Below are 23093 nucleotides of genomic sequence, written 5' to 3' on the forward strand. Positions count from 1 at the left end.
TTAAATGACAATGTCCTTATCTACAGAAGATATTCTTAAGAATGCCTTTGCTGCAGCGGTAGCTGTCGCTGACCCCCAAGTCATTGTTCCGCAGTATTTAGCAAAAATATTTCCTGCTGGACAAGAGCCCAAAGGCAAATGCTTAGTAGTTGGGGCAGGTAAAGCAAGCGCTTCTATGGCAAGCGCTTTAGAGGCTTACGCAAAAACCCATTGGCCTACAGTTGAACTTGAGGGCGTCGTGCTAACACGCTACGGACATGGCTCTCCAACTACTTCTATTCGTATTGTTGAGGCAGGTCATCCAGTGCCTGATCAAGCGGGAATGGATGGCGCAAAGGCTATATTGGCTTTAACTAAAGCCTTAAATGTAGGCGATGTATTGATTGCTCTCGTTTCTGGAGGGGGCTCTAGTCTACTGACCTTGCCGCAAGAGGGCATCAGCATCGACGACATGCGCATGACGACCGAGGCCCTGTTACGCAGTGGTGCGCCGATCGAAGAAATGAATGTTGTACGCAAACATTTATCTGCCATTTTGGGGGGTAACTTAGCAAGGGTTGCTACTGCTCAGGGTGCGCGTGTTGAAGCGCTATTGATTTCGGATGTCACTGGTGACCAGCCTGCAGATATTGCTAGCGGTCCCTTTGCAGCTGATTACTCCACATATCAAGATGCCTTCGATATTTTGCAAAAATATGGCCTCGGTAAGGATCTTATTCCGGCTTCAGTTCTGAATCATTTACAACAAGGGGTTGCAGGAGAAAAGCCAGAGACTCTTAAAGATGCAGACTTGCTGAATGCACAAGTAACTAATCACGTAATTGCCACTTCCTATAAAAGTTTAGAAGCTGCAGCAGACTATGTTCGAACTCAAGGTTATGAGCCAATCATTTTGGGCGACACGATTACTGGCGAGGCGCAAGAAGTTGGTATTAGCCAAGCGAAGCTTGTTCATGAGCATTTGACCAAAGACAAAACAGAGAAACCTTTAGCCTTAATCTCCGGTGGTGAGTGCACAGTCACCATTCCGGTGGGTTTCAAAGGGCGAGGTGGTCGCTGTAGTGAATATTTGCTTTCTCTATTTGCTGCTACCCAAGACCTACCTACTATTGCTGGCTTAGCAGCTGATACCGATGGTATTGACGGTAGCCAGAAGAATGCCGGGGCTTGGTTCACGGGGGATACTCGTAAAGCTAGTCAGGCTAAAGGCATTTCACCAGAGCCCTTCTTAAAGGCGCATGACTGCTTTGGCTTCTTTGCAGAATTAGGCGCTTTAGTGGAAACTGGCCCTACACTTACGAATGTGAATGATTTCCGCATCATCTTGCTCAATAAATAATATGTCTAATAGCCCTACACAAATTCAACTGACTCAGCCAGACGATTGGCACTTACACATTCGTGATGGCGAGGTCATGAAAGATGTGTTAGCAGACACCGCAAGACAATTTGCGCGTGCCATCATCATGCCGAACCTCAAGCCACCAGTCACCACTGTAGATTTGGCTCAGGCTTATCAAGCGCGTATTCAAACAAACCTCAATCTATTGGGAGTCACTAGTTTTACGCCGTTGATGACTTTATATCTCACCGACAATACTTCTGCAGAGGAAGTGCGTAAGGCTAAGGCTGCAGGTATTGCAGCGTTTAAGTTATACCCTGCAGGCGCAACAACAAATAGTGATGCTGGCGTAAGCGATTTGAAGCATTGTCATGCGGCATTAGAGGCGATGCAAGCTGTAGGCATGCCACTCTTGGTTCATGGTGAAGTCACGAGTTCTGACATTGATATCTTCGATCGTGAAGCCGTCTTTATCGACACGGTGCTAGATCCTTTACGCAAAACGTTTCCAGATCTCAAGATTGTGTTTGAGCACATCACTACCAAACAAGCAGCGCACTATGTGCGTGATGCCGCGACCGGTGGGAAAAATACCATTGCAGCAACTATTACTCCACAACATTTGTTGATGAATCGCAATGCGATATTTGCTGGTGGAATTCGTCCACACAATTATTGTTTACCAGTGCTTAAGCGTGAAGAGCATCGAGTAGCTTTATTAGATGCCGCGACGAGTGGTAATCCCCGTTTCTTTTTGGGAACCGATAGCGCCCCACACGCGAAGGGTGCTAAAGAAGCTGCCTGTGGATGTGCAGGTTGCTATAGTGCTTTCAATGCTTTAGGTTTATATGCTGAAGCATTTGAAAGTGTTGGCAAGTTAGATCAGCTGGAAGGGTTTGCGAGTTTCTTTGGGCCAGATTTTTATTCCTTGCCGCGCAATAGCCAAAAAATTACTTTAGTAAAGCAAGCTCAAAATATTCCTGCTGAATTGCCATTGGGTGATGCCACTATTGTTCCGCTGCGTGCTGGCGAAACCATTGCTTGGTCCCTCGTTTAATTACACAATCTTTCGCTAAATTTCTCCGACTGCGTTAGACTGCAGGCGCAGAGTCAATTGGGCAATCGCCGCCTCTTTATTGAGGGGGAGGAAAGTCCGGACTCCATAGGGAAGGGTGATGGCTAACGGCCATCCACGGCGACGTGAGGAATAGGGCCACAGAGACGAGCGTATTTAGTTACGGTGAAACGCGGTAACCTCCACCCGGAGCAATCCCAAGTAAGCAGGCGATGAGGCGTCCCGCTGAGTCTGCGGGTAGGGAGCTTGAGCCGTCAGGTAACTGCCGGCCTAGAGGAATGATTGCCCCTAGATGCAAATCTAGGCGACAGAATCCGGCTTATCGATTGACTCTGCACTTATTCTGAAACGATATCGATGCTGTAGGTAATTTCCGCCGTCTTTGCCAGCATGGTGGTTGCTGAGCAGTATTTTTCATGGGAAAGCTTTACAGCCCGCTCAACTTTGGAGCGCTCGAGGTCTTTGCCCGTTACCGTGAAATGCAAATTGATCTTGGTAAATACCTTGGGCTCAACTTCAGCCCTTTCGGCAACCAGCTTGACATCACAAGCGCTAACCGCCTGTTTGGCACGCTGTAGGATTAAAACCACATCAAAGGCCGAGCAGCCGCCGGTTCCAGCCAGAATCAGCTCCATGGGCCTTGGGGCGCTATTTTGACCACCTGCGTCAGGTGGTCCATCCATTTTGACGGTATGTCCACTTCCAGTTTCAGCTGAAAAAGCCATTCCGCCATTACCCAACCAAGTTACTCGACATTCCATATTAGTAATTCCTACATTTTAAAAATTAATCAATGATATCAATAGTTTAGATACTTCGCTGATGCAAAAGTTGTTGCACAGCAACATAAAAGTCTTGATTTTGGTCAAGATTCTTGCACCGCACCAAGTTTTTTGTGTAGAATAACCATATTGGTAGTCAGTCTTATACAAGACTGCGACTTACCTCCCAGTGTCTCCTCCACCCAAACATAGGTGGATTCCAACCCAGGACTCGTTCCTGGGTTTTTTTTAGGTTACAATTCAAGGCTTTACTGAATTACCGAACCAGTCAGCGGTAATTGTTTTACCAGTGAAATTGCAGAATCTGCGAGCTTGCAAACATAAGCAGGGCCAAGGTGGACGTAGTTTTGTTGAAGTAATTTTTTTGACTATAACAATTTGAGAAATCATGAAAACTTTTTCTGCAAAATCCCATGAGGTAGTGCATGAATGGTTCGTGATTGACGCTACGGACAAAGTCCTCGGTCGTGTCGCCAGTGAAGTGGCACTCCGTCTACGCGGCAAGCACAAGCCTGAATACACCCCACACGTTGATACCGGCGACTTCATTGTTGTCATCAACTCTTCTAAGCTGCGTGTTACAGGCACAAAAGGCTTGAACAAAATTTATTACCGTCACAGCGGATACCCAGGTGGTATTAGCTCGACTAACTTCGACAAGATGCAAGACCGTTTCCCAGGCCGTGCTTTGGAGAAGGCTGTGAAGGGTATGTTGCCAAAAGGCCCACTAGGCTATGCCATGATCAAGAAATTAAAAGTCTACGGCGACGCCAATCATCCGCATGCGGCTCAACAGCCAAAAGCGTTAGAGATTTAAGGAAACCAAATGGCTATTAATTACGGAAATTGGAATTACGGTACCGGTCGTCGCAAGAGTTCTGTGGCGCGTGTATTCATTAAATCTGGCAAAGGCGAAATTATCGTTAACGGTAAGCCTATCGATGCTTATTTTGCTCGTGAAACATCACGCATGATCGCTCGTCAGCCTTTGGCTCTCACAGCCCACTTAACGACCTTTGATATCAAAGTAAACGTTTCTGGTGGCGGTGAAACTGGCCAAGCTGGTGCAGTTCGTCATGGCGTTACACGTGCATTGATCGACTACGACAACGCATTGAAGCCAGCCCTGTCTAAAGCAGGTTTGGTTACTCGCGATGCTCGTGAAGTTGAGCGTAAGAAGGTTGGTCTGCACGGCGCGCGTCGTCGTAAGCAGTTCAGCAAGCGCTAATTCTTTCAGTCGCTTCAGTTTTATCGAAAGGGTCGCGCAAGCGGCCCTTTTTGTTTCTACAATTGAGGTATTCAGAAGTTTGAAAGAAAACTTCTCATGGTCAGTAATTTGGAGAATCACATGATTAAGGTTGGCATCGTTGGCGGTACTGGTTATACCGGAGTGGAATTGTTGCGTTTATTAGCGCAGCATCCTGAGGTACAAATTGTTGCCATTACTTCTCGGACAGAAGCTGGCATGCCGGTAGCTGAGATGTTCCCATCTTTGCGTGGCCGTGTTGATTTGAAATTCACGACACCGGATGAATCTAACCTAAATCAGTGTGATGTAGTGTTCTTTGCAACGCCGCATGGTGTCGCCATGGCGCAAGCAAAAGAATTACTTGCGAACAATGTCAAAATTTTGGATCTCGCTGCAGATTTCCGTCTCAAAGACACTAAAGAATTTGCTAAGTGGTACGGTATGGAGCATACCTGCCCCGATATTTTGGCTGAAGCAGTTTATGGTTTGGCAGAGATCAATCGTGAAGCAATTAAAAAAGCGCGCGTGGTGGGATTGGCTGGCTGCTATCCAACTTCAGTGCAGCTTGGCTTGGCTCCATTGCTTTCGCCAAAGTCGACTGGCGGTAAACAGTTGATTGATGGCAATCACATTATTTCTGACTCTAAGTCTGGCACTTCTGGTGCTGGACGCAAAGCAGAAATCGGCACTTTGTTGTCAGAGGCAAGCGATAACTTCAAAGCTTATGGAGTCAAAGGCCATCGCCATCTTCCAGAAATCGTCCAAGGCTTAAAAGCCATTGCTGGTCATGACCAGATTGGTTTGACATTTGTGCCGCATCTCACGCCAATGATCAGGGGGATTCATTCGACCCTGTATGTGCGTTTGACTGATGCTGGTAAAGAGCTTGATTACCAAAAGCTTTATGAGGATTTCTATAAAGGTGAGCCCTTCGTGGATGTTATGCCTGCTGGCAGCCATCCTGAGACCCGTTCTGTCCGTGGTAGCAATGGCATTCGGATGGCGATCCATCGCCCAGGTGGTGGTGATACTTTAGTTATTTTGGTGGTTGAAGACAATTTGGTGAAGGGGGCTTCAGGTCAGGGCGTTCAGTGTATGAATCTGATGTTTGGCTTCCCTGAGACAACAGGCCTCACCCAGATTGCGGTATCCCCATAATTGGGCAAGTAATGACCCTTCAGCACGCGGGACATTAAAAGCCTAAAATGATTCATTGCCTTTTGAATTAGGAGTAAATCATGACCGAATTAGCTACGCAACCTGCACAAGATTTAGCTGAGCCACCAACCCCATTGGTGTTCACGGATAGCGCTGCTGCCAAAGTGGCTGACTTGATTGCTGAGGAAGGCAATCCAGAGTTAAAGCTGCGCGTATTCGTTCAAGGTGGTGGATGCTCTGGTTTTCAGTACGGCTTCACTTTCGATGATGCTGTAAATGAAGACGACACTTTGTTTGAAAAGAATGGCGTTACGCTTTTAGTAGATTCAATGAGCTTCCAATATTTAGTTGGCGCTGAGATTGACTACAAAGAAGATATCAACGGATCACAGTTTGTGATTAAGAATCCAAATGCACAAACTACTTGTGGCTGCGGATCTTCTTTCTCTGCTTAAAGTAAAACTAAGCATCGTATTAAGCGGGATAACAAGCGCCTAGAATTCTAGGACCCTTCGCTCCCGTAACGGCTGGCAAATTTGCTGGCCGTTTTTCTTTGTGGGCCCAAGCAAGCCATGCAAAAGCAAGACCTTCAACGAGTTGTGGATCAATGCCTGCAGTATCACTCGTTGTAATTTCTAATGCTTCTTTAAAGAAATCACCCGCTTTAGTTTTGAGTAAATTCATCAAGGCAGTATTTTTAGCGCCACCTCCACAGACAATCAGCTTCTGGGTTTGCGGGGCATGACGTGCCAATGCTTCTAAGATGGTATGCGTAGTTAAATGCAGTAAGGTAGCTTGCACATCTTCTGCTAAATAATTTTCGTTACCTAATTTTTCATCGAGCCAGTTCAGGTGAAAGTCGTCGCGACCTGTGCTTTTTGGTGGAGGCTGAATAAAGAATGGATCATTGAGTAACTTTTTGAGAAGCCCATCATTGACTCTACCTTCTGAGGCCCAGCTACCGTCTTTATCAAATCGATTTCCTTGCTGCTCAAAAATCCAAGCATCCATCAGCATATTTCCGGGGCCACAATCAAAGCCTGTCACAGAGCCATCTTTTGGCAAGAGGGTAAGATTAGCAATGCCACCAATATTCACAATTGCAACATTGTTTGTGGATGCAAATTGCTGCGCATGAAACGCGGGCACCAATGGAGCACCATGACCGCCTGCGGCTACATCACGACTTCTAAAATCTGCTACGACATCAATCCCAGTTTCTTCCGCCAACAAGGCGGCATTTAATGTTTGATGGGTATAGGCTAAATTTTCCCCAAGGTCTGGTTGATGGCGAATAGTCTGACCATGGGCGCCAATCGCGCTAATATCTGCCGGCTTTAATTTCGCTTGATTCAATAGCTGCTTTACGGCTTCGGCATAGGCCAAGGCCAAGGCATTAGCAGCTTGTTTTTCCCGATGTAATTCGTTTGGTCCCGGGCTTTGGAGTTCCACTAGGGCCTGAAGGAGTCCTGGGGAGAATGGAGTGCTGACGGCCATTTGCGCGCTTGCCTCGCCATTTGGGCCTATCTTGGCTAGAACGGCATCTATCCCGTCTAAGCTGGTGCCAGACATTAGGCCAATGTAGAGGGAGTGGGGTTTGCTCATGCGGTTCTGGGTTTTGCTCTCAGGAATGCGACAATTATGCTTTAGCAATTTAAATACTAAATAACTGTATCAGCATCCGAATCAGCATGACGGCTAAACCAGAACAAAAATACCCATTGACCCCTGAAGTGTTCGCAGCACTCGAAGTGACTAAACGTGGCTGCGACGAACTATTAGTTGAGGCTGATTGGGTTCAGAAGCTTGCGCGTAGCCAGGCTACCAAGACACCTTTGCGGATTAAGTTGGGTTTAGACCCTACTGCGCCAGATATTCATTTGGGTCATACCGTTGTTTTGAACAAATTACGCCAGTTGCAAGATTTGGGACATACGGTGATTTTCTTGATTGGTGATTTCACCAGCATGATCGGTGATCCCTCTGGTCGGAATGCAACACGCCCACCTTTGACTGCTGAAGAAATTGCGGTCAATGCCGAAACCTACTATCGCCAGGCAAGCATGGTGCTTGATCCTTCTAAAACTGAAGTTCGTTACAACAGTGAGTGGTGCGATCCATTAGGTGCACGCGGCATGATTCAGTTGGCAGCCAAACATACGGTTGCACGAATGCTAGAGCGTGATGACTTTACTAAGCGCTACCGCAGTGGTGTACCGATCTCTATTCATGAGTTCTTGTATCCACTGATGCAGGGCTATGACTCTGTGGCACTCAAGAGTGATTTAGAGCTTGGTGGAACAGATCAAAAATTTAATCTCTTAGTTGGTCGCGAGCTTCAACGCGAGTACGGCCAAGAGCCTCAATGTATTTTGACCATGCCTTTATTGGTTGGTTTAGATGGCGTTGAGAAGATGAGTAAATCCAAAGGCAATTACATTGGTATCAGCGAGCCTGCTGGTGAAATGTTTGGTAAGCTTTTGAGCATCTCAGATGATTTGATGTGGGACTATTTCACATTACTTTCATTCCGTCCGATGGCTGAAATTGATTTGATGAAACAAGAAGTGGCTGCCGGCCGCAATCCAAAGGATTGCAAAGTGCTGCTCGCGCAAGAAATTGTTGCGCGTTTCCACTCGCAAGCCGCGGCAGAAAAAGCCTTAGAGGACTTTAATCACCGCGCCAAAGGCGGTGTGCCGGATGAGATTCCAGAGGTAAGTCTTTCTGGGGCTCCTATGGGAATCGCCAGCTTGCTCAAGGCTGCAGGATTAGCACCATCTACATCTGAGGCAATGCGCAATATTGAGCAAAACGGCGTGAAGATAGATGGCGCAACGGTATCTGATAAACAGGTAAAGATTGAAGTGGGGACCTATGTTGTGCAGGTAGGTAAACGCAAGTTTGCGAAAGTGACGCTGAGCTAAGCGCTCTATTACTAATCTAAGTGAGTGTTGTTGCTAGGTGGCGTTAAGCCAAAGTGTTCATAAGCCTGACGTGTTGCTACTCGACCACGTGAGGTTCTTTGTAGATATCCCTGCTGAATCAGATAAGGCTCTAAGACATCTTCAATAGTGTCGCGTTCCTCGCCAATCGCAGCGGCTAAGTTATCAATGCCCACGGGGCCACCATCAAACTTGTGCAAGATTGCTTCTAAAAGTTTTCTATCCATAATATCAAAGCCGCTCGGGTCGACATCAAGCATCTTCAATGCAGCATCTGCCATCGCCTTGGTGATGGTGCCGGTACCTTTTACTTCGGCATAATCGCGCACTCGGCGTAACAAGCGGTTGGCAATACGAGGAGTGCCGCGTGCACGCTTAGCAATCTCTACCGAACCTTCTGGATCAATATCTGCTTTGAGTAACTTAGCCGAGCGCTCAATAATTTTAGTGAGCTCTTCAGTGGTATAGAACTCCAGTCTGGCAACAATCCCAAAGCGATCGCGCAGAGGATTAGTCAGCATGCCGGCACGGGTAGTGGCGCCAATCAGTGTAAAAGGCTTGAGGTCTATCTTGACGCTACGGGCTGCAGGCCCTTCGCCAATCATGATGTCTAAGCTGTAATCCTCTAGTGCGGGGTAGAGAATTTCTTCAACAACTGGAGAGAGGCGATGAATCTCATCAATGAAAAGCACATCATTGGTTTCAAGATTTGTCAGTAAGGCAGCCAGATCACCAGGTCTATCTAAAACGGGGCCACTGGTTTGACGCAAGTTAACGCCAAGCTCTCTGGCAATGATGTGGGCAAGAGTAGTTTTACCAAGACCTGGAGGGCCGAAGAGTAGGACGTGATCTAAAGCTTCTTGGCGGGCTCTGGTGGCGGTGATAAAAATTTCTAATTGAGCGCGCGCTTTGGTTTGACCAACGTACTCATCTAATTGTTTTGGGCGTAATGCGCGTTCAAATACAGCCTCTGCATTACCTGCGGAGCCGCTAACGATGCGATCATCCTCCTGCGGTAAATCTTCAGGGATAGCGCTAAGGTCGTCTGTATGAATTGCCATGTTGCAAGTTTAGTGCTTTAAGCCTTAGATAGATACTTCAAGCCCATGCGAATGCCATCAGACACTGTGCTGTCTGCAGGTATCTGTTTGAGAGCAAGCAGGGCTTCTTTTTCGGAATAACCCAAAGCTAATAAGGCCTGCAGCACTTCGCTGCTAGCTTCAACTGTCTGTGGTTTGCCGCTACTGATGCCCAGGTCTGGCGCTAGCTTGCCTTTGAGTTCTAGGCAAAGACGTTCAGCAGTCTTTTTGCCAATACCGGGAACCTGAGTCAAGCGACCAGCTTCTTGTAAGGCAATGGCTTGAGCCAATTCATTGACACTCATACCGGAGAGAACGGCTAGGGCAGTACGTGATCCAACACCGCTAATTTTAATGAGCGCTCTAAAAGCTTCCCGCTCAGTTTCAGTGGCAAAACCAAACAGTTGCTGCGCATCTTCACGAACCTGAAAGTGGGTTAGCAAAGTAATTTTTTGATTCACCTCTGGTAATTGATAGAGGGTGCTCATCGGTACGTCGATTTCATAGCCAACGCCTTGGCAATCCACCAAGAGTCGTGGTGGATGAACGGAGACGAGAGTACCTTGTATGCGACCAATCATGTAGAGATCTTAACCTGTGATGTGTATTTTTACTTGCCGCGTTTCTTGGGGGCTAAGGCCGCGGTAATTGCTTTTGGTATTTGAGCATGATGCGCTGCGCAGATAGCAACGCCTAAGGCATCAGAGGCATCGGTTCCAGGGGCACGCGTAAGCCTGAGTAGACGCTTCACCATTTCTTGCACTTGGGGTTTGGCAGCGCGACCAGTGCCTACAATTGATTGCTTGACTCTGAGGGCGCTGTATTCAGCGACAGAGAGTTTTTCAGAAACCAGTGCGGCAATCACCGCACCACGCGCCTGACCCAGCATGAGGGTAGAGCGAGGATTCACATTGAGGAAAACTTCTTCAATAGCAGCAGCTTCTGGGTGATAGGTTTCTAGCACTTCTTTAACGCCGGCATAGAGAGCACCAAGACGCACTGGCAGACCTTGGGCAGGATCGCCACTTTCAATCGTTCCTGAGGCTACGTAGGTCAGTTTCTGGCCATCTACATCGATGATGCCAAAGCCAGTGGTACGTAAACCAGGATCAATTCCTATCCAGCGCATGTTTACTGAGTTTTCTTAATGGCGGAAGTGACGGGTGCCAGTAAAGATCATGGCAATACCATGTTCATTAGCTGCTGCAATGATTTCATCATCACGCATACTGCCACCGGGCTGAATAGCGCAGCTTGCGCCACCATTCACAACCACATCTAAGCCATCACGGAAGGGGAAGAAGGCATCGCTAGCAACCGCAGATCCTTTTAAGCTTAAGCCAGCATTCTCAGCTTTGATACTTGCCATTCTGGCGGAGTCTACGCGACTCATTTGGCCTGCACCGATACCGAGAGTCATACCGTTTGCGCAATAGACGATCGCATTGGATTTAACAAACTTCGCGACGCGCCAAGCAAACATCATGTCATTCATCTCGCTTGGTGTTGGCAAACGCTTGCTCACAACACGCATTTCGCTTTCCAGTACGTTCTTGGCATCAGGTGACTGAACGAGCAGACCACCCCCTACGCGTTTGAAATCAAATGTATTAAATGCGCTACCCAATGGAATCTCTAAGAGACGAACATTTTGTTTGGCGGCAAAGATTGTTTTTGCTTCAGCGCTAAAGCTTGGTGCGATTAAGACCTCAACAAATTGCTTAGAAATAGCCTCAGCTGCAGCGCCATCACAGGGAACATTAAAAGCAATAATGCCGCCAAAAGCAGAACTAGGATCGGTTTTGAAGGCCTTCTGATAAGCCTCAAGTGCACTTGCACCCACTGCTACCCCACAAGGGTTGGCGTGCTTAATGATGACGCAAGCTGCAGCCCCGCCTGCATTATTGGAAAAGCTCTTCACGCATTCCCAAGCAGAATCCGCATCGGCAATATTGTTATACGACAGTTCTTTTCCTTGGAGCTGCTGGTAATTTGCTAGTGCACCCTCAACTGGGGAGATATCTTTATAAAACGCTGCTGATTGATGTGGGTTCTCGCCATAACGCATCTCTTGGACTTTTTGAAAAGCGAGATGCAATGTTTCTGGATAGGCAGAGCGTGTCGTGTGATCAAGTTCATCACCCAAGGATGAGAGATAGTTTGCAATCGCACCATCGTATTGGGCTGTGTGTGCAAACACTTTCTTGGCTAATGACAAGTTCGTTTTGTAAGACACTATGTTGCTATTGGCTTTCATTTCCGCCAATACTGGTGCGTAATCTTCAGGGGAGATCAGCACAGTCACGTCTTGATGGTTCTTGGCGGCAGCACGCAGCATGGCTGGGCCCCCGATATCAATATTTTCTACAGCATCCTCGAATGAGCAGCTCTCTTTAGCAACAGTTTCATTAAATGGATAGAGATTGATAACGAGCATATCGATGGTGTCGATTCCATGCTCTTTCAAGGCTGCCATATGCTCCGGAAAATCTCTGCGGGCCAATAAACCACCATGCACCATTGGGTGCAGGGTTTTAACGCGACCATCTAACATCTCTGGAAACTTGGTTAAAGAAGAGACCTCTACTACAGGCAGTTGATGTTCAGCCAAGAGTTTTGCAGTGCCACCTGTGGAGATGAGCTTGATACCTTGCTCATGCAGGGCTTTAGCAAAGGGGACGATGCCATTTTTATCGGAGACGGAGAGAAGTGCTGTACGGATCATTGAGGAATAAGTATGAGATTAGATGAATAAAAGAATGCTGGGGATATTGATAGGCTTACTTGAGCAGTTGATGCTCAACCAATTTTTTATGAAGGGTATTGCGATTAATGCCCAGGTATTGAGCCGCTAAAGATTGGTTTTGTTTGGCATGCTGCATGACCAACTCTAGCATTGGCTTTTCAACTACAGCTAATACCATTTGGTAAAGATCAGTCGGCGGTGTGCCTTTGAGGTCATCGAGATAGCCTTGTAACTGAGTCTCAATACATTCGGTAATAGGGTGTTTAGTGGTCATAACAATCAATCAATACAGAATCTAAAAAAGAAAATAACAATACAAAAAATTAAGCGGCTTCTAAAAAGAGCAAGCGGTCAGAATGGGATTTCATTTCATCAAAATAATCATTCACCATCTGCAATTGCGTCTTGCAATCATCGGCGGTATTCATGCGCTGACGAAATGCGTGTGAATCACGCAAACCTTTGCAGTACCAGCCAATATGCTTACGAGCAGTACGCAGGCCAATATGCTCGCCGTAGAATTCGTAGTGGTCTAAAAGGTGCGCATTCATAATGCTTTGAATCTCATTGATCTCGGGGGTGGGGAGCTTGCCACCAGTCTCAAGGTAGTGGTTGATTTCACGAAAGATCCAAGGACGCCCTTGGGCTGCGCGACCAATCATGATGGCATCAGCCCCAGTGGTCTGTAGTACAAACGCTGCTTTTTCTGGGTTAGTGATATCGCCGTTCGCAACGACTGGTATTGCCACACTATTTTTAACGGCAGTAATCGTTTCGTATTCTGCTTCGCCGTGATACAGGTCAGCCTTAGTGCGTCCATGCACAGTCAACATCGAGATACCCGATTTTTCTGCGAGTTTGGCAATGTCGATTGCATTTTTATGTTCACGATCCCAGCCGGTACGAATCTTTAGTGTCACAGGAATAGCGTCAGGTCCAACACCCACTGCTTGCACCACAGCTTCCAGTATTTTTTGTACAAGGGGCTCGTCACGCATCAAGGCAGAGCCTGCAGCAACATTGCACACTTTCTTTGCTGGGCATCCCATATTGATATCGATAATTTGCGCGCCATGATCTCGGTTGAGTTTGGCAGCGGCTGCCATCATCGCCGGATCAGCGCCAGCAATTTGTACGGCGATTGGTTTGAATTCACCAACGTGATTTGCGCGACGCTGAGTCTTCTCGCTCTTCCAGAGTAATGCATTGGAGGCGACCATTTCTGAGACGGCATAACCAGCACCCAGCTTTTTACAAAGCTGTCTAAATGGACGATCCGTTACCCCAGCCATAGGGGCGACAAATAGTCGATTTGCGAGGAGGTGAGGGCCAATCTGCATGAATGGGGTTTTGGGCGCTAAATGTCGGTTTAGTTCTGCGTGGAAAGGCTGTCACTTTAGCACAGTTGAGCCTAAATCTGCCTAAAAAATAGGCAGATTGCATGATGTAAGTCAAATGGGTGGAGAACTTCTTTAGGGGGCGTTTTAAGCGTGTTAGCGCCTACCAAACATCATCTGGCGAGCTAAGGCTGTTTTCACTGGGGGAAGCCACTGAAGGGCCGATAAAGCCAGTCCGCGGGCTAGCACAACAGGCGTTAAATTCGAGGTGAAGACTCTGGCCATAAAATCTGTAAGTCCGATAGTGGCGGTGCGGTCTACTTTGCGGCTTTGCGCATAATTTTCAAGGGCATGTTGAATATTGACTAAGGAATGCTCTTCTGTAGGCCTTGCAAAAACCTCTACCAATTTTTCTGCTAGAAGATAAGCATCACGCAAGCCTAAGTTCAGACCTTGACCGGCTACAGGGTGCAAAGTTTGTGCGGCATTACCAATCCATACTTCGTTGTCTTTAGTAATCTGTTTGCGATAGTTTAAACCTAATTCATACAGTCGTCTATCTGAAATTTTTAAGAAGCGACCAATTCGAGAACCAAATTCATTTTGTAGACTCGCTAAAAATTCTGCATCGTTCAATTGCAAGCGATGTTGTGAAGACTCGGGTGATCCACACCACACCAAATTCAAAATGTTGGGTCCGTAGTGACTTGGTAAAACCGCGAGCGGACCTTCAGCCGTAAAACGTTCCCAGGCTTGGTGGGGCGCAGCATTTTCAACCTCAACCAAACCGACTAAAGCGGATTGTCCGTAGTCACGCCCTGATTCAACCCAATCTTGCGTTTTGAATAAGCCACCTTCTGCATGCACAATGCATTTAGCGTTATTGCTAGACGGCTCATGATCATCCTGGATGTGCTGCCAAACAAAATTGGGACTCGTTTTTTGTATTACTCTGAGTGCTTGCCGAAGTGCAAGGTGAATATCCCGATAACGAACGATGTGACCTAATGCATCTTGCTGAAGCTCTTCTCGAGTCATGAGGGCGCGACCAAAACGGCCTGCTTGAGAAACATGTACCCGATGAATATCAGCACATTCACTTGGCCATGCATGAATGGTGTCGAGCAAAATTTTGCTGCCGTGAGAAAGCGCAATGCCTCTGCTATCAGCAGCCGCTAAATCAGCGTCATCTAAAGGGTTGCGATCGAGTAAGGTAATTTTTGCTTCAGGATATTTTTGTAAACACCAAGCAGCGCAGGCAAGGCCTACTGGGCCTCCCCCTTGAATCAAGATATCGCGATGACTTGAACTCATTTTAAGACTTCATGAGTGCTTCAATTTCATCGGCTTTAACGGGTGCGCCGCGAGAAATCAGTTCGCATCCAGAGTCATTCACGACGGCATCATCTTCAATGCGAATACCAATATTCCAAAAAGCTTGATCGACATCATCTGCCGGTCTGACATATAAACCAGGCTCTACAGTGATGACCATGCCACTTTGCAAAATGCGCCAAGGCTTGTCTGCTTGATCGGCATTTTCAATTGTCTCGCGATAGGAGCCAACATCATGCACATCCATGCCTAACCAGTGTGAGGTACGGTGCATATAGAAGCGACGATAGGCGCCACTTTCAATCGCATTATCTAGTGAGCCTAAGTCAGCAAGTTTAAGTAATTTTTCATCGAGCAAACCTTGAGTTAATACTCGCAGTGCAGCCTCATGTGGTTGCATAAAGGTATTGCCCGGCTTCGTCATCGCCACGGCTGCTTCTTGTGCAGCTAGGGTGATGTCATAAAGAGTACGTTGTGGTCCTGAGAACTTGCCGTTGACTGGAAAGGTGCGTGTGATATCTGAGGCATATCCATCTAGTTCGCAGCCCGCGTCAATTAAGCAAAGTTCACCATTGCGCAACTCTGTAGAGCCAGCGCGATAATGCAAGATACACGTGTTTTCACCACCTGCAACAATGCTGTTATAGGCCACGCTCTGAGCGCCGCTATTGCGAAATTCATGGAGTAGCTCAGCTTCTAATTGGTATTCGCGCATGCCGGGTTTGCAGATCTGCATTGCCCGAATATGAGCTCGTGCAGAAATGGCTGCAGCCTTACGCATGATGTCAATTTCATGTGCATCTTTAAATAAACGCATTTCATGAATGAAGGCTTCAACATCATGAAATTCTGAGGGTGGATTGACGCCGGCCCGCGCTTGTCCGCGCACTTGTTTCATCCAGTGACGTAAGCGACGATCTGCTTCAGCGCTCTCTGCTAAACGAATATAGACAGCATCTTGATCAGCGAGTAACTCACCGACTTTTTGATCCAGCTCATGATTGCTATGAGCAAATTCCACACCTAATTTTTCTGGAGCTGCCTCTGGCCCAAGACGGATGCCATCCCAAATTTCTCGCTCGGGATCTTTGGGCCTGCAAAATAAATGGGTTTCGAGTGCTCCATTTGCTGCAACCTTTAAAACAAGGGTTGCGCCAGGCTCTTCAAAACCGCTTAAGTAGTAAAAATCACTATCGTGGCGGTAAGGAAATTCACTATCGCGATTGCGGGTGAGCTCAGGTGCAGTAGAGACCACAGCAATACCACCACCCGTTTTAGATGAGATCTGTTTTGCTAGTGCGATTCTGCGTTGTTGATAGATATTTGTCTTATTCATAGACTGCATTGAGTTCTTGCAAGCGCTGTGGGCTACCTACATCGTGCCACGGACCCTGATATTTTTCACCAGTCACCCTATTTTCACTCATTGCTTGTCTTAAGAGCGGAGCTAATTTTGCAGGAGCTCCCCTTTCTAAGTCCTTAAATAGGTCTTTGTGATAGATCCCAATTCCCGAAAAGGTCAGTTTTTCAGCCCCTGCCGACGCTTGGTCAGTTACTTTGGCGTCATTTAAGTAAAAGTCGCCATCGGGGTGTTGAATGGGGTTGGGCACCATCAATAGATGGGCCAAAGTCTTGCTGCCATTCTTCCGGATTTGGCCTACGGTGTCTAAAAGGCTAGAAATCGGTAAATTGGGGCTAAAAACATCCCCATTAATGACGAGAAAATAGTCACTTGGATTGATAAGGGGAAGCGCCTGGCAAATGCCCCCGGCAGTTTCCAGAGCGTTCTCTTCGGGTGAGTACTCAATTTCAAGCCCAAATTGCTCACCCTTTCCTAGGGCAGCTTCAATTTTGGAGCCTAACCAAGCATGATTAATCACCACATGCTGAATTCCCGCATTCGCAAGCGCTTCTAAATGCCAAGCCAATAAAGACTTCTTTTGAATGGTGAGCAGTGGTTTTGGCAACTCATCGGTCAGAGGGCGCATCCGCTCACCTCTTCCGGCAGCCAATAAAAAGCAGGGAAGACTATTAGTCAAGTTCTTAGCCATTCTGAGCTTGACGAGTGGATTCCAAAATCCGCGCTAAGGGTTTTAATTCGATATAACGATTCGCTGTTGCAATTGCATATTCGAGTACGAGCGGGATATCTTTGAGATAGCCATCCTTACCATCGCGATGAAAGAGTCTTGCAAAAATTCCCAGAACTTTGAGATGTCGCTGCAAACCCATCCATTCAAAATCTCGATAGAACTGTCCAAAATCATTTGGCATTGGTAATCCTGCTTTGCGACCCTCTTCCCAAAACTTAATGACCCAATCAATCACGCTTTCTTCTGGCCATGCAATGTAGGCATCGCGCCATAAGGAAGAAGCATCGTAAGTAATCGGTCCATAGACTGCATCCTGAAAGTCAATTACTCCAGGATTATTGACTTCGGTGACCATCAAATTGCGGGAGTGATAGTCGCGGTGTACATACACTTTGGCCTGCGCCAAGTTGTTTTCGATAATCAGCTCGAAAGACTTTTTGAGTTGCTCTTCCTGTAGCTTGCTCAATTCAATATCCAAATGCTTTTTTAGATACCATTCGGGAAATAAATCTAATTCACGATGTAACAATGCTTCATCGTAGTTTGGCAATACATCTGGTTTGCTGGCTAACTGCATAAGTACTAAAGCATGAGTCGCATCTTTGTATAAAGCATCAGCTGTCTCATCATTGAGCTGCGCAAGATAGGTTTTATTGCCAAGATCATTGAGCAAAAGAAAGCCCTCAGAAATATTTTTTTCTAAAATTTCTGGGACGTTAATTCCTGCCTCGGAGAACAATAAATCGACCTTAATAAAGGCGTCCAAAGGCTCGTGTTGGGGAGGGGCATCCATCACAATTAACGTAGCAAATTTAGGGTTTTTGCTCTCAATCCGGAAATAGCGACGGAAGCTCGCATCGGCAGAAGCGGGCGCTAGGGAGCTAAGATCCAATTGCCAGCTAGGCTCAAGGCCTTTTAGCCATTGAATGAGGGTGTTTAGGCGTGCGTCAGTCATGGTCGATTCGTATAATAAGACGGGTCTGGAACTATGAGTCATTATCGCCGTTGCGCTGGTCTTTGCGCCCCTCTTTTTATAGCTGTAACCCTGCGCGCAATGATAGGGGTGGCATCGCTCCAATTTTCATCTCTGGCGAGTGCGCAAACACCCCCTCCTTTACCAACAATGTCTAAGCCTGCAGAGGCTCCTCCGATCCTTCCGGATCGTGGCAATGTCACCGTTTTGAAGTTGGATGATCAGTTGCGTCTTGGTCAGCCGATTGAAGACAGCAAGGCTCTGACCTTTACTGCGAGTGACTCCATTAATGGCGTCGTGGATCGTGAGATGCGACTCAAAGATCGCGCGCAAATTCGTCGTAATGGAACAGTGGCAAAAGGTAATGAAATTATTTACAACCCTGACACCGATATTGCCGACTTAATTGGTAACGCAGAGTTAATCAAAGGAAATACGAGCTTCAAAGGACCCAATGCGCGTCTAAAAGTAGATGCGCGTGATGGAGAAATGGAATCACCGGTTTATGAAATTGGCGATAGTCGTGCAAGTGGTAAAGCAAAAAAATTAACTATTGAGACTGGCGACGTTTTTGTTTTTGATAAAGCGACTTACACCACTTGTACTCCTGAAAATTTAGATTGGTATTTCACGGCCAACAAAATTGAAATTGATAACGAGCAAAAAGAAATGAAGGGGCAAGATGGGGTAATGCATTTATTTGATGTCCCCGTTGCTTACGTTCCTTACTTTAGTTTGCCCACAGGAAAAGAAAGACGTTCTGGAATTCTGCCTCCTATTGCTGGCTATAACTCTAAGAACGGCTTTGATGTTACGCAACCCTATTACGTCAACATTGCTCCGAATCGTGACTTAACAATCATGCCGCGTTACATGAGTCAGCGTGGTGTGCAGTTAGGTGCTGGGTATCGTTTTATCGATACCACTTACTCTGGCAACGTGATGGGTGATTACTTACCTAGTGATCAAAAGGCAGGTGGTATTAGTCGTTGGCGATATGACTGGCAACAGCGTCAAACTTTGGTAGGGTCGTCGATGGGTGGACCCGGCTCAGTAAATGCTTATATCAATGCTGCCAAGGTATCCGATAACCTGTATCCAAGCGATTTCTCACAAACAGTGGCTGGTGCTGTCACTAGCCAGTTCCGCCAAGAGGTGGGTGCCGTATCGCAATTGCCTTCCAGATTGAGTAATTGGACAGTTTCTGCTAAAGCGTTGACATTTCAAACTCTGCAGCCCAATTTGCCTAGTACGGTTGGAGCGCCATATAACATCTTGCCTCAGGTTACGGCGGTCTATCGCAGCAACCTAGTGCCACCATCTTCGGGGGCTGATGGTCGTTATATCAGCTTGCCTACCGGCCCACAAACAATGCTATCGACCGATTTCTCTCGGTTTTCATACAACATTGCGAGCAGCATTCCTAATACAGCGCCGGGTATTTTTAGTCAAGCAGATCGTACGGTAGTGAAGGGGGTCTTAGAGTATCCGACGATCACGCCTGGTTACTACGTGCGTCCGAAGCTAAGCTTTCAGTCTAATACCTATAGCGCCACCGCCTATCAGGCTGGTTACTTGCCTGCTCAGGGCTTCTTAATTCCTACTGCAAGCTTGGATACTGGTTTAGCACTCGAAAGAGACGCCTTAGAGATGGGCAGCTTCTTTGGTCAAAATATGTTACTTAGTCTTGAGCCACGTGCTTTGTATGTGTATACGCCTTACGTTAATCAGGCTAATACCCCATTGTTTGATACTGCAGATTCTGGTTTTGGAATCGGCCAAATTTTTAGTGAAAACACTTTTATTGGTAATGACCGTGTATCCGATAGCAATAAAATGACTGTCGGCATAACAAGCCGTATTACTGAATCGAATACGGGTGCCGAGAGAGCGGTCTTTACGCTTGCGCAACAACAGCAATTTAAAGGGCAGCAAGTGGGTTTGACGGGCAATATTGTCAACCCAACCACCTATTCAGACACTTTAGCTGCCGCTTCAGTTCGATTGATGGGTAACTTCAATGCCGACGTTTTTGGACAATACAACACCCAATTAAATCGTTTCGTGCAGACAACCGTGGGTGGTAGCTGGCGTCCAACGCCAGGCCGCAGCTTAAATTTTGGTTATCGAAATGTTTGGCAACCACCAATTTTGCCGTCCCCATTTAATCCTGTTGGAACACCAGGCGGAACAACAACGGATCAATATAATATTTCTGGTCAATGGCCTGTTACAAGAGAGATTTCTTTAGTGGGTCGTTGGGGGTATGATTCACTTAATACCAAGACTTTGAATACCTTATTGGCGGTTGAGTATGTGCGTGACTGTCTTGTTTTCCGTAGTGCATATTCTCAACTGCTATTGAACAACAACACGACGACTCAAATCTTGTTTCAGGTCGAGTTCAGGGGTCTTGGTGTTGCAGGAGACAATCCTGTAGATTTGATGAAATTAAATGTTCCTGGTTATTTGCCTACACCTAAGCCTTTACCTGCTTCAACCTATGAGAATTACCAATGATCTTTTGTAAGAAAAATCTGAAGCGCTTTATCACTTGTGCCATTTTTCCGATCGGCTTGGCACTGGTCGGCTTGACCTATGCGCAAGATTTAAGCCGTAAGGCTGCACCTGCTAGTGCTGTTTCTTCAGACAATAAAATTCGCAATATTGACGGTGTAGCAGCAGTCGTTAATACCGGTTACATAACCCGCAAAGAAATTGATGATCGCGTAGCAGCCCTTCAAAAGCAGGGTACAAAATTACCCGAAGGCGTTGATTTCAGAAAAGCAGTGTTAGAGCGATTGATCGTAGAAAAAATTCAGCTACAAAATGCAGATCAAGAAGGCATCAAGCTTACTAATAAAGAGTTAGACAAAATCATTGGTGACATTGCAGCAAAGAATAAGTTAAGTCTTTCAGAGTTCAAGGCAAGGGTGATTGCGTCTGGAACTTCTTTTGAGCGTTACAAAGAGTCTCTACGAGATGATGTCATTTTGACGCGTTTTCGTGAGCGAGAAGTGGATGCTCGCATAAAGATTTCAGATGCCGAGATCGATAACTTTATTTCTGAGCGTGCCCGCGCTATTACTGGTAAGGGTGCAGCTGCACCACGTTCAACAGCACCTGCTGCTGGCGGCGGCCCAGAAGAAATTGATGTGGCTCAGATCTTTATTCCTGTAGATGCTGCGGCGGGCGTGAGCGCACAAGCAGATGCAAAGAAAAAAGCAGAGGCACTCTTGATTGCAGCACGTGGAGATATTGACTTTATGCAGCTCGGCGAGATCACTGCCAAAGAAAATCCAAAGATTAAATTTCAGGAGCTTGGCTACCGTACTCCTGATCGTTTGCCGCAAATATTTTATGAAGCAGTGCGTAATACTGGTGGCGGCCAAACCGCTAAAGTGGTCGTCAAGAGCCCTGCAGGCTTTCACGTACTCAAGGTTCTAGATCGTAGGACTTTGGTTGCTGGTGCAGCTCCGCAGCAAGAGGCTCCTCCGCCAGAGCCAGCTTCAACGCCTCCTCAGGCTATCCCCATTACCCAAACAAACTCACGTCATATTCTGTTGCGCCTTCGTTCAGGATTTACCGATCAAGATGCTGAAAGACGTTTGCAAGGTTTCCGGGATCAGATTCGGGCAAAAACAGCTGACTTTGCTGAGCTTGCTAAGAAATTCTCAGAAGATGGATCTGCCCCTGCAGGCGGTGAGCTTGGTTGGATGAGTCCTGGTGATTTAGTTCCAGAGTTTGAGCAAGCGATGAACCGCCTTCAAATTGGTGAAGTGAGCAACCCAGTGAAATCAGAATTCGGTTGGCACTTAATTCAGGTAACTGATCGTCGTGAAGGCCAACTGACAGTTGAGAAGCAACGTCAATTTGCTCGTGCCAATATTCGTGAACGTAAATACGAACAGGCATATCAAGATTGGATTCGTGAATTACGCGATAGCGCTACTGTGAAAATTCTTAACGCAGAAGATGCCGCAGCAAGCCCCCGTTAATCTCGCCATTACTACTGGCGAGCCAGCCGGCGTTGGACCAGAGGTCTCGGTAAAAGCGGCTCTGGCTTTTTTAGCAGAGCAAGAAAATGCACGCATTACCTTGCTCGGGGATGCCAATTTACTCCAGCCCCCTCGGAGAACTAATCCCAGGCTAATAGAGCGCCTCCAGTTTGAACCAGTTCAGTTGGCAAAGCCAGTTGTTCCAGGGGTATTAGATTCTGCTAATGCTCCTTATGTAGTTAGTCTCTTGGATCGAGCGCTAGAAGGGTGTTTGCAAAAGCGCTTTGACGCGATGGTGACCGCCCCTGTGCAAAAAAGCATTATGAATATTGCCGGTCTTGCATTTACAGGACATACCGAATATCTCGCACAACATTGCGATGTAAAGCATGTCGTGATGATGTTGTGCGCGCCAATGCCAAAGGGCTTCTTAGGCCTTAAGCAGCCATGGGATCTGAGGGTTGCACTCGTCACTATTCATATGCCTTTACAAGCGGTTCCTGGCGCTATCACGCAAGCTTACGTTTTAGAAACCATTCAAATAGTTGCAAAAGATCTACAAAGCCGCTTTGGTCTTGCTAAGCCTGTCATTCGGGTGGCAGGACTGAATCCTCATGCAGGGGAGTCGGGTTATTTAGGGCGCGAAGAGATCGATGTGATTACACCAGCAATTAAAACGGCGCAGAGTTTAGGCATAGAGGTGTCAGGCCCTTTTCCGGGTGACACCATGTTTGATGCAAGCGCCTTGGAGTCGGTGGATATCTTTATTGCGATGTATCACGATCAAGGTTTGGCGCCCTTTAAATTTGTGACCTTTGGCGGTGGCGTTAATGTCACTCTGGGCTTGCCAATTATCCGCACTTCGGTAGATCACGGAACAGCTTTAGATATTGCAGGCAAAGGCTTGGCAGACTCTGGCAGCATGCTTGAGGCCTTGCGCCTAGCTTATCAATTAGCAATTAACCAAAGAAATTAATCTTAAGA

Annotated in this window: 22 protein-coding genes and 1 other RNA gene; 11 read left to right on the forward strand and 12 right to left on the reverse strand. The window is 46.9% G+C overall.

The window, feature by feature from the left end:
- Nucleotides 1-4: 4 nt before the first annotated feature.
- The 3 genes from ICN47_RS04020 (at nucleotide 5) to rnpB (ending at nucleotide 2755) form a co-directional block, all read left to right on the forward strand.
- Nucleotides 5-1339: a glycerate kinase gene (locus tag ICN47_RS04020; protein WP_216218592.1), complete on the forward strand. Its 1335-nt coding sequence runs from the start codon at nucleotides 5-7 to the stop codon at nucleotides 1337-1339.
- A 1-nt stretch (nucleotide 1340) separates the two neighbouring features.
- Nucleotides 1341-2399 carry a dihydroorotase gene (gene pyrC / locus ICN47_RS04025; RefSeq protein WP_216218593.1) on the forward strand — a complete coding sequence of 353 codons (1059 nt, stop codon included), beginning with the start codon at nucleotides 1341-1343 and terminating at the stop codon, nucleotides 2397-2399.
- Between the two features lie 49 nt (nucleotides 2400-2448).
- An RNA gene (gene rnpB, locus ICN47_RS04030) (RNase P RNA component class A) lies at nucleotides 2449-2755 on the forward strand.
- On the opposite strand, the gene ICN47_RS04035 is transcribed toward rnpB, so the two are convergent.
- Nucleotides 2756-3178 carry an OsmC family protein gene (locus tag ICN47_RS04035; RefSeq protein ID WP_216218594.1) on the reverse strand — a complete coding sequence of 141 codons (423 nt, stop codon included), beginning with the start codon at nucleotides 3176-3178 and terminating at the stop codon, nucleotides 2756-2758.
- Between the two features lie 409 nt (nucleotides 3179-3587).
- Here ICN47_RS04035 and rplM point away from each other — a divergent pair, with 409 nt between their 5' ends.
- The 4 genes from rplM (at nucleotide 3588) to erpA (ending at nucleotide 6061) form a co-directional block, all read left to right on the forward strand.
- Nucleotides 3588-4016: a 50S ribosomal protein L13 gene (gene rplM, locus ICN47_RS04040; protein WP_011903721.1), complete on the forward strand. Its 429-nt coding sequence runs from the start codon at nucleotides 3588-3590 to the stop codon at nucleotides 4014-4016.
- Nucleotides 4017-4025: 9 nt separating this feature from the next.
- On the forward strand, nucleotides 4026-4427 hold the full coding sequence (gene rpsI / locus ICN47_RS04045; RefSeq protein ID WP_072582726.1) for a 30S ribosomal protein S9: 402 nt from the start codon (nucleotides 4026-4028) through the stop codon (nucleotides 4425-4427).
- Between the two features lie 120 nt (nucleotides 4428-4547).
- The gene (gene argC / locus ICN47_RS04050) at nucleotides 4548-5606 is read left to right on the forward strand and encodes an N-acetyl-gamma-glutamyl-phosphate reductase (RefSeq protein ID WP_216218595.1); all 1059 of its coding nucleotides are present in this window, start codon (nucleotides 4548-4550) and stop codon (nucleotides 5604-5606) included.
- An 80-nt stretch (nucleotides 5607-5686) separates the two neighbouring features.
- Nucleotides 5687-6061: an iron-sulfur cluster insertion protein ErpA gene (gene erpA, locus ICN47_RS04055; protein WP_068319574.1), complete on the forward strand. Its 375-nt coding sequence runs from the start codon at nucleotides 5687-5689 to the stop codon at nucleotides 6059-6061.
- A gap of 19 nt (nucleotides 6062-6080) precedes the next feature.
- Here the strand turns inward: erpA and ICN47_RS04060 are convergent, their stop codons facing one another.
- Complete coding sequence (locus ICN47_RS04060; RefSeq protein ID WP_216218596.1) at nucleotides 6081-7211, reverse strand: anhydro-N-acetylmuramic acid kinase; 1131 nt, start codon at nucleotides 7209-7211, stop codon at nucleotides 6081-6083.
- Between the two features lie 86 nt (nucleotides 7212-7297).
- On the opposite strand from ICN47_RS04060, the gene tyrS reads away from it, so the two are divergent.
- On the forward strand, nucleotides 7298-8530 hold the full coding sequence (gene tyrS, locus ICN47_RS04065) for a tyrosine--tRNA ligase (protein ID WP_216218597.1): 1233 nt from the start codon (nucleotides 7298-7300) through the stop codon (nucleotides 8528-8530).
- 11 nt (nucleotides 8531-8541) lie between these two features.
- Here the strand turns inward: tyrS and ruvB are convergent, their stop codons facing one another.
- From ruvB to ICN47_RS04115, 10 genes are all read right to left on the reverse strand, one after another.
- Nucleotides 8542-9609, reverse strand: coding sequence for a Holliday junction branch migration DNA helicase RuvB (gene ruvB, locus ICN47_RS04070; protein WP_216218598.1), 1068 nt, complete (start codon nucleotides 9607-9609; stop codon nucleotides 8542-8544).
- Between the two features lie 17 nt (nucleotides 9610-9626).
- Nucleotides 9627-10208, reverse strand: a complete 582-nt coding sequence (gene ruvA / locus ICN47_RS04075) for a Holliday junction branch migration protein RuvA (RefSeq protein ID WP_216218599.1) — start codon at nucleotides 10206-10208, stop codon at nucleotides 9627-9629.
- A gap of 29 nt (nucleotides 10209-10237) precedes the next feature.
- Nucleotides 10238-10756 carry a crossover junction endodeoxyribonuclease RuvC gene (gene ruvC / locus ICN47_RS04080; RefSeq protein ID WP_216218600.1) on the reverse strand — a complete coding sequence of 173 codons (519 nt, stop codon included), beginning with the start codon at nucleotides 10754-10756 and terminating at the stop codon, nucleotides 10238-10240.
- A gap of 15 nt (nucleotides 10757-10771) precedes the next feature.
- Nucleotides 10772-12352, reverse strand: coding sequence for a bifunctional phosphoribosylaminoimidazolecarboxamide formyltransferase/IMP cyclohydrolase (gene purH, locus ICN47_RS04085; RefSeq protein WP_216218601.1), 1581 nt, complete (start codon nucleotides 12350-12352; stop codon nucleotides 10772-10774).
- Between the two features lie 55 nt (nucleotides 12353-12407).
- A complete protein-coding gene (locus tag ICN47_RS04090; RefSeq protein ID WP_216218602.1) occupies nucleotides 12408-12647 on the reverse strand; it encodes a helix-turn-helix domain-containing protein in 240 nt (79 codons plus the stop codon).
- Nucleotides 12648-12696: 49 nt separating this feature from the next.
- Complete coding sequence (dusB, locus tag ICN47_RS04095) at nucleotides 12697-13713, reverse strand: tRNA dihydrouridine synthase DusB (protein WP_216218603.1); 1017 nt, start codon at nucleotides 13711-13713, stop codon at nucleotides 12697-12699.
- A gap of 153 nt (nucleotides 13714-13866) precedes the next feature.
- The gene (locus ICN47_RS04100) at nucleotides 13867-15024 is read right to left on the reverse strand and encodes an FAD-dependent monooxygenase (RefSeq protein ID WP_216218604.1); all 1158 of its coding nucleotides are present in this window, start codon (nucleotides 15022-15024) and stop codon (nucleotides 13867-13869) included.
- 1 nt (nucleotide 15025) lies between these two features.
- A complete protein-coding gene (gene pepP, locus ICN47_RS04105; RefSeq protein ID WP_370626252.1) occupies nucleotides 15026-16381 on the reverse strand; it encodes a Xaa-Pro aminopeptidase in 1356 nt (451 codons plus the stop codon).
- Nucleotides 16374-17096, reverse strand: a complete 723-nt coding sequence (gene murU, locus ICN47_RS04110) for an N-acetylmuramate alpha-1-phosphate uridylyltransferase MurU (RefSeq protein WP_216218606.1) — start codon at nucleotides 17094-17096, stop codon at nucleotides 16374-16376. The genes pepP and murU overlap by 8 nt, the downstream gene beginning before the upstream one ends.
- Nucleotides 17089-18093, reverse strand: coding sequence for an aminoglycoside phosphotransferase family protein (locus tag ICN47_RS04115; RefSeq protein ID WP_216218607.1), 1005 nt, complete (start codon nucleotides 18091-18093; stop codon nucleotides 17089-17091). The genes murU and ICN47_RS04115 overlap by 8 nt, the downstream gene beginning before the upstream one ends.
- Nucleotides 18094-18126: 33 nt before the next feature.
- Between ICN47_RS04115 and ICN47_RS04120 the strand changes: the two genes are divergently transcribed.
- From ICN47_RS04120 to pdxA, 3 genes are read left to right on the forward strand one after another with little or no spacing between them, the layout of a single operon-like run.
- The gene (locus tag ICN47_RS04120) at nucleotides 18127-20631 is read left to right on the forward strand and encodes an LPS-assembly protein LptD (RefSeq protein ID WP_216218608.1); all 2505 of its coding nucleotides are present in this window, start codon (nucleotides 18127-18129) and stop codon (nucleotides 20629-20631) included.
- Nucleotides 20628-22109, forward strand: a complete 1482-nt coding sequence (locus tag ICN47_RS04125) for a peptidylprolyl isomerase (RefSeq protein ID WP_216218609.1) — start codon at nucleotides 20628-20630, stop codon at nucleotides 22107-22109. Before ICN47_RS04120 ends, ICN47_RS04125 begins: the two co-directional genes overlap by 4 nt.
- A complete protein-coding gene (gene pdxA, locus ICN47_RS04130; protein ID WP_216218610.1) occupies nucleotides 22087-23085 on the forward strand; it encodes a 4-hydroxythreonine-4-phosphate dehydrogenase PdxA in 999 nt (332 codons plus the stop codon). Before ICN47_RS04125 ends, pdxA begins: the two co-directional genes overlap by 23 nt.
- Nucleotides 23086-23093: the final 8 nt, after the last annotated feature.

The sequence above is a fragment of the Polynucleobacter sp. AP-Latsch-80-C2 genome, assembly GCF_018882185.1.
Classification (GTDB): Bacteria; Pseudomonadota; Gammaproteobacteria; order Burkholderiales; family Burkholderiaceae; genus Polynucleobacter.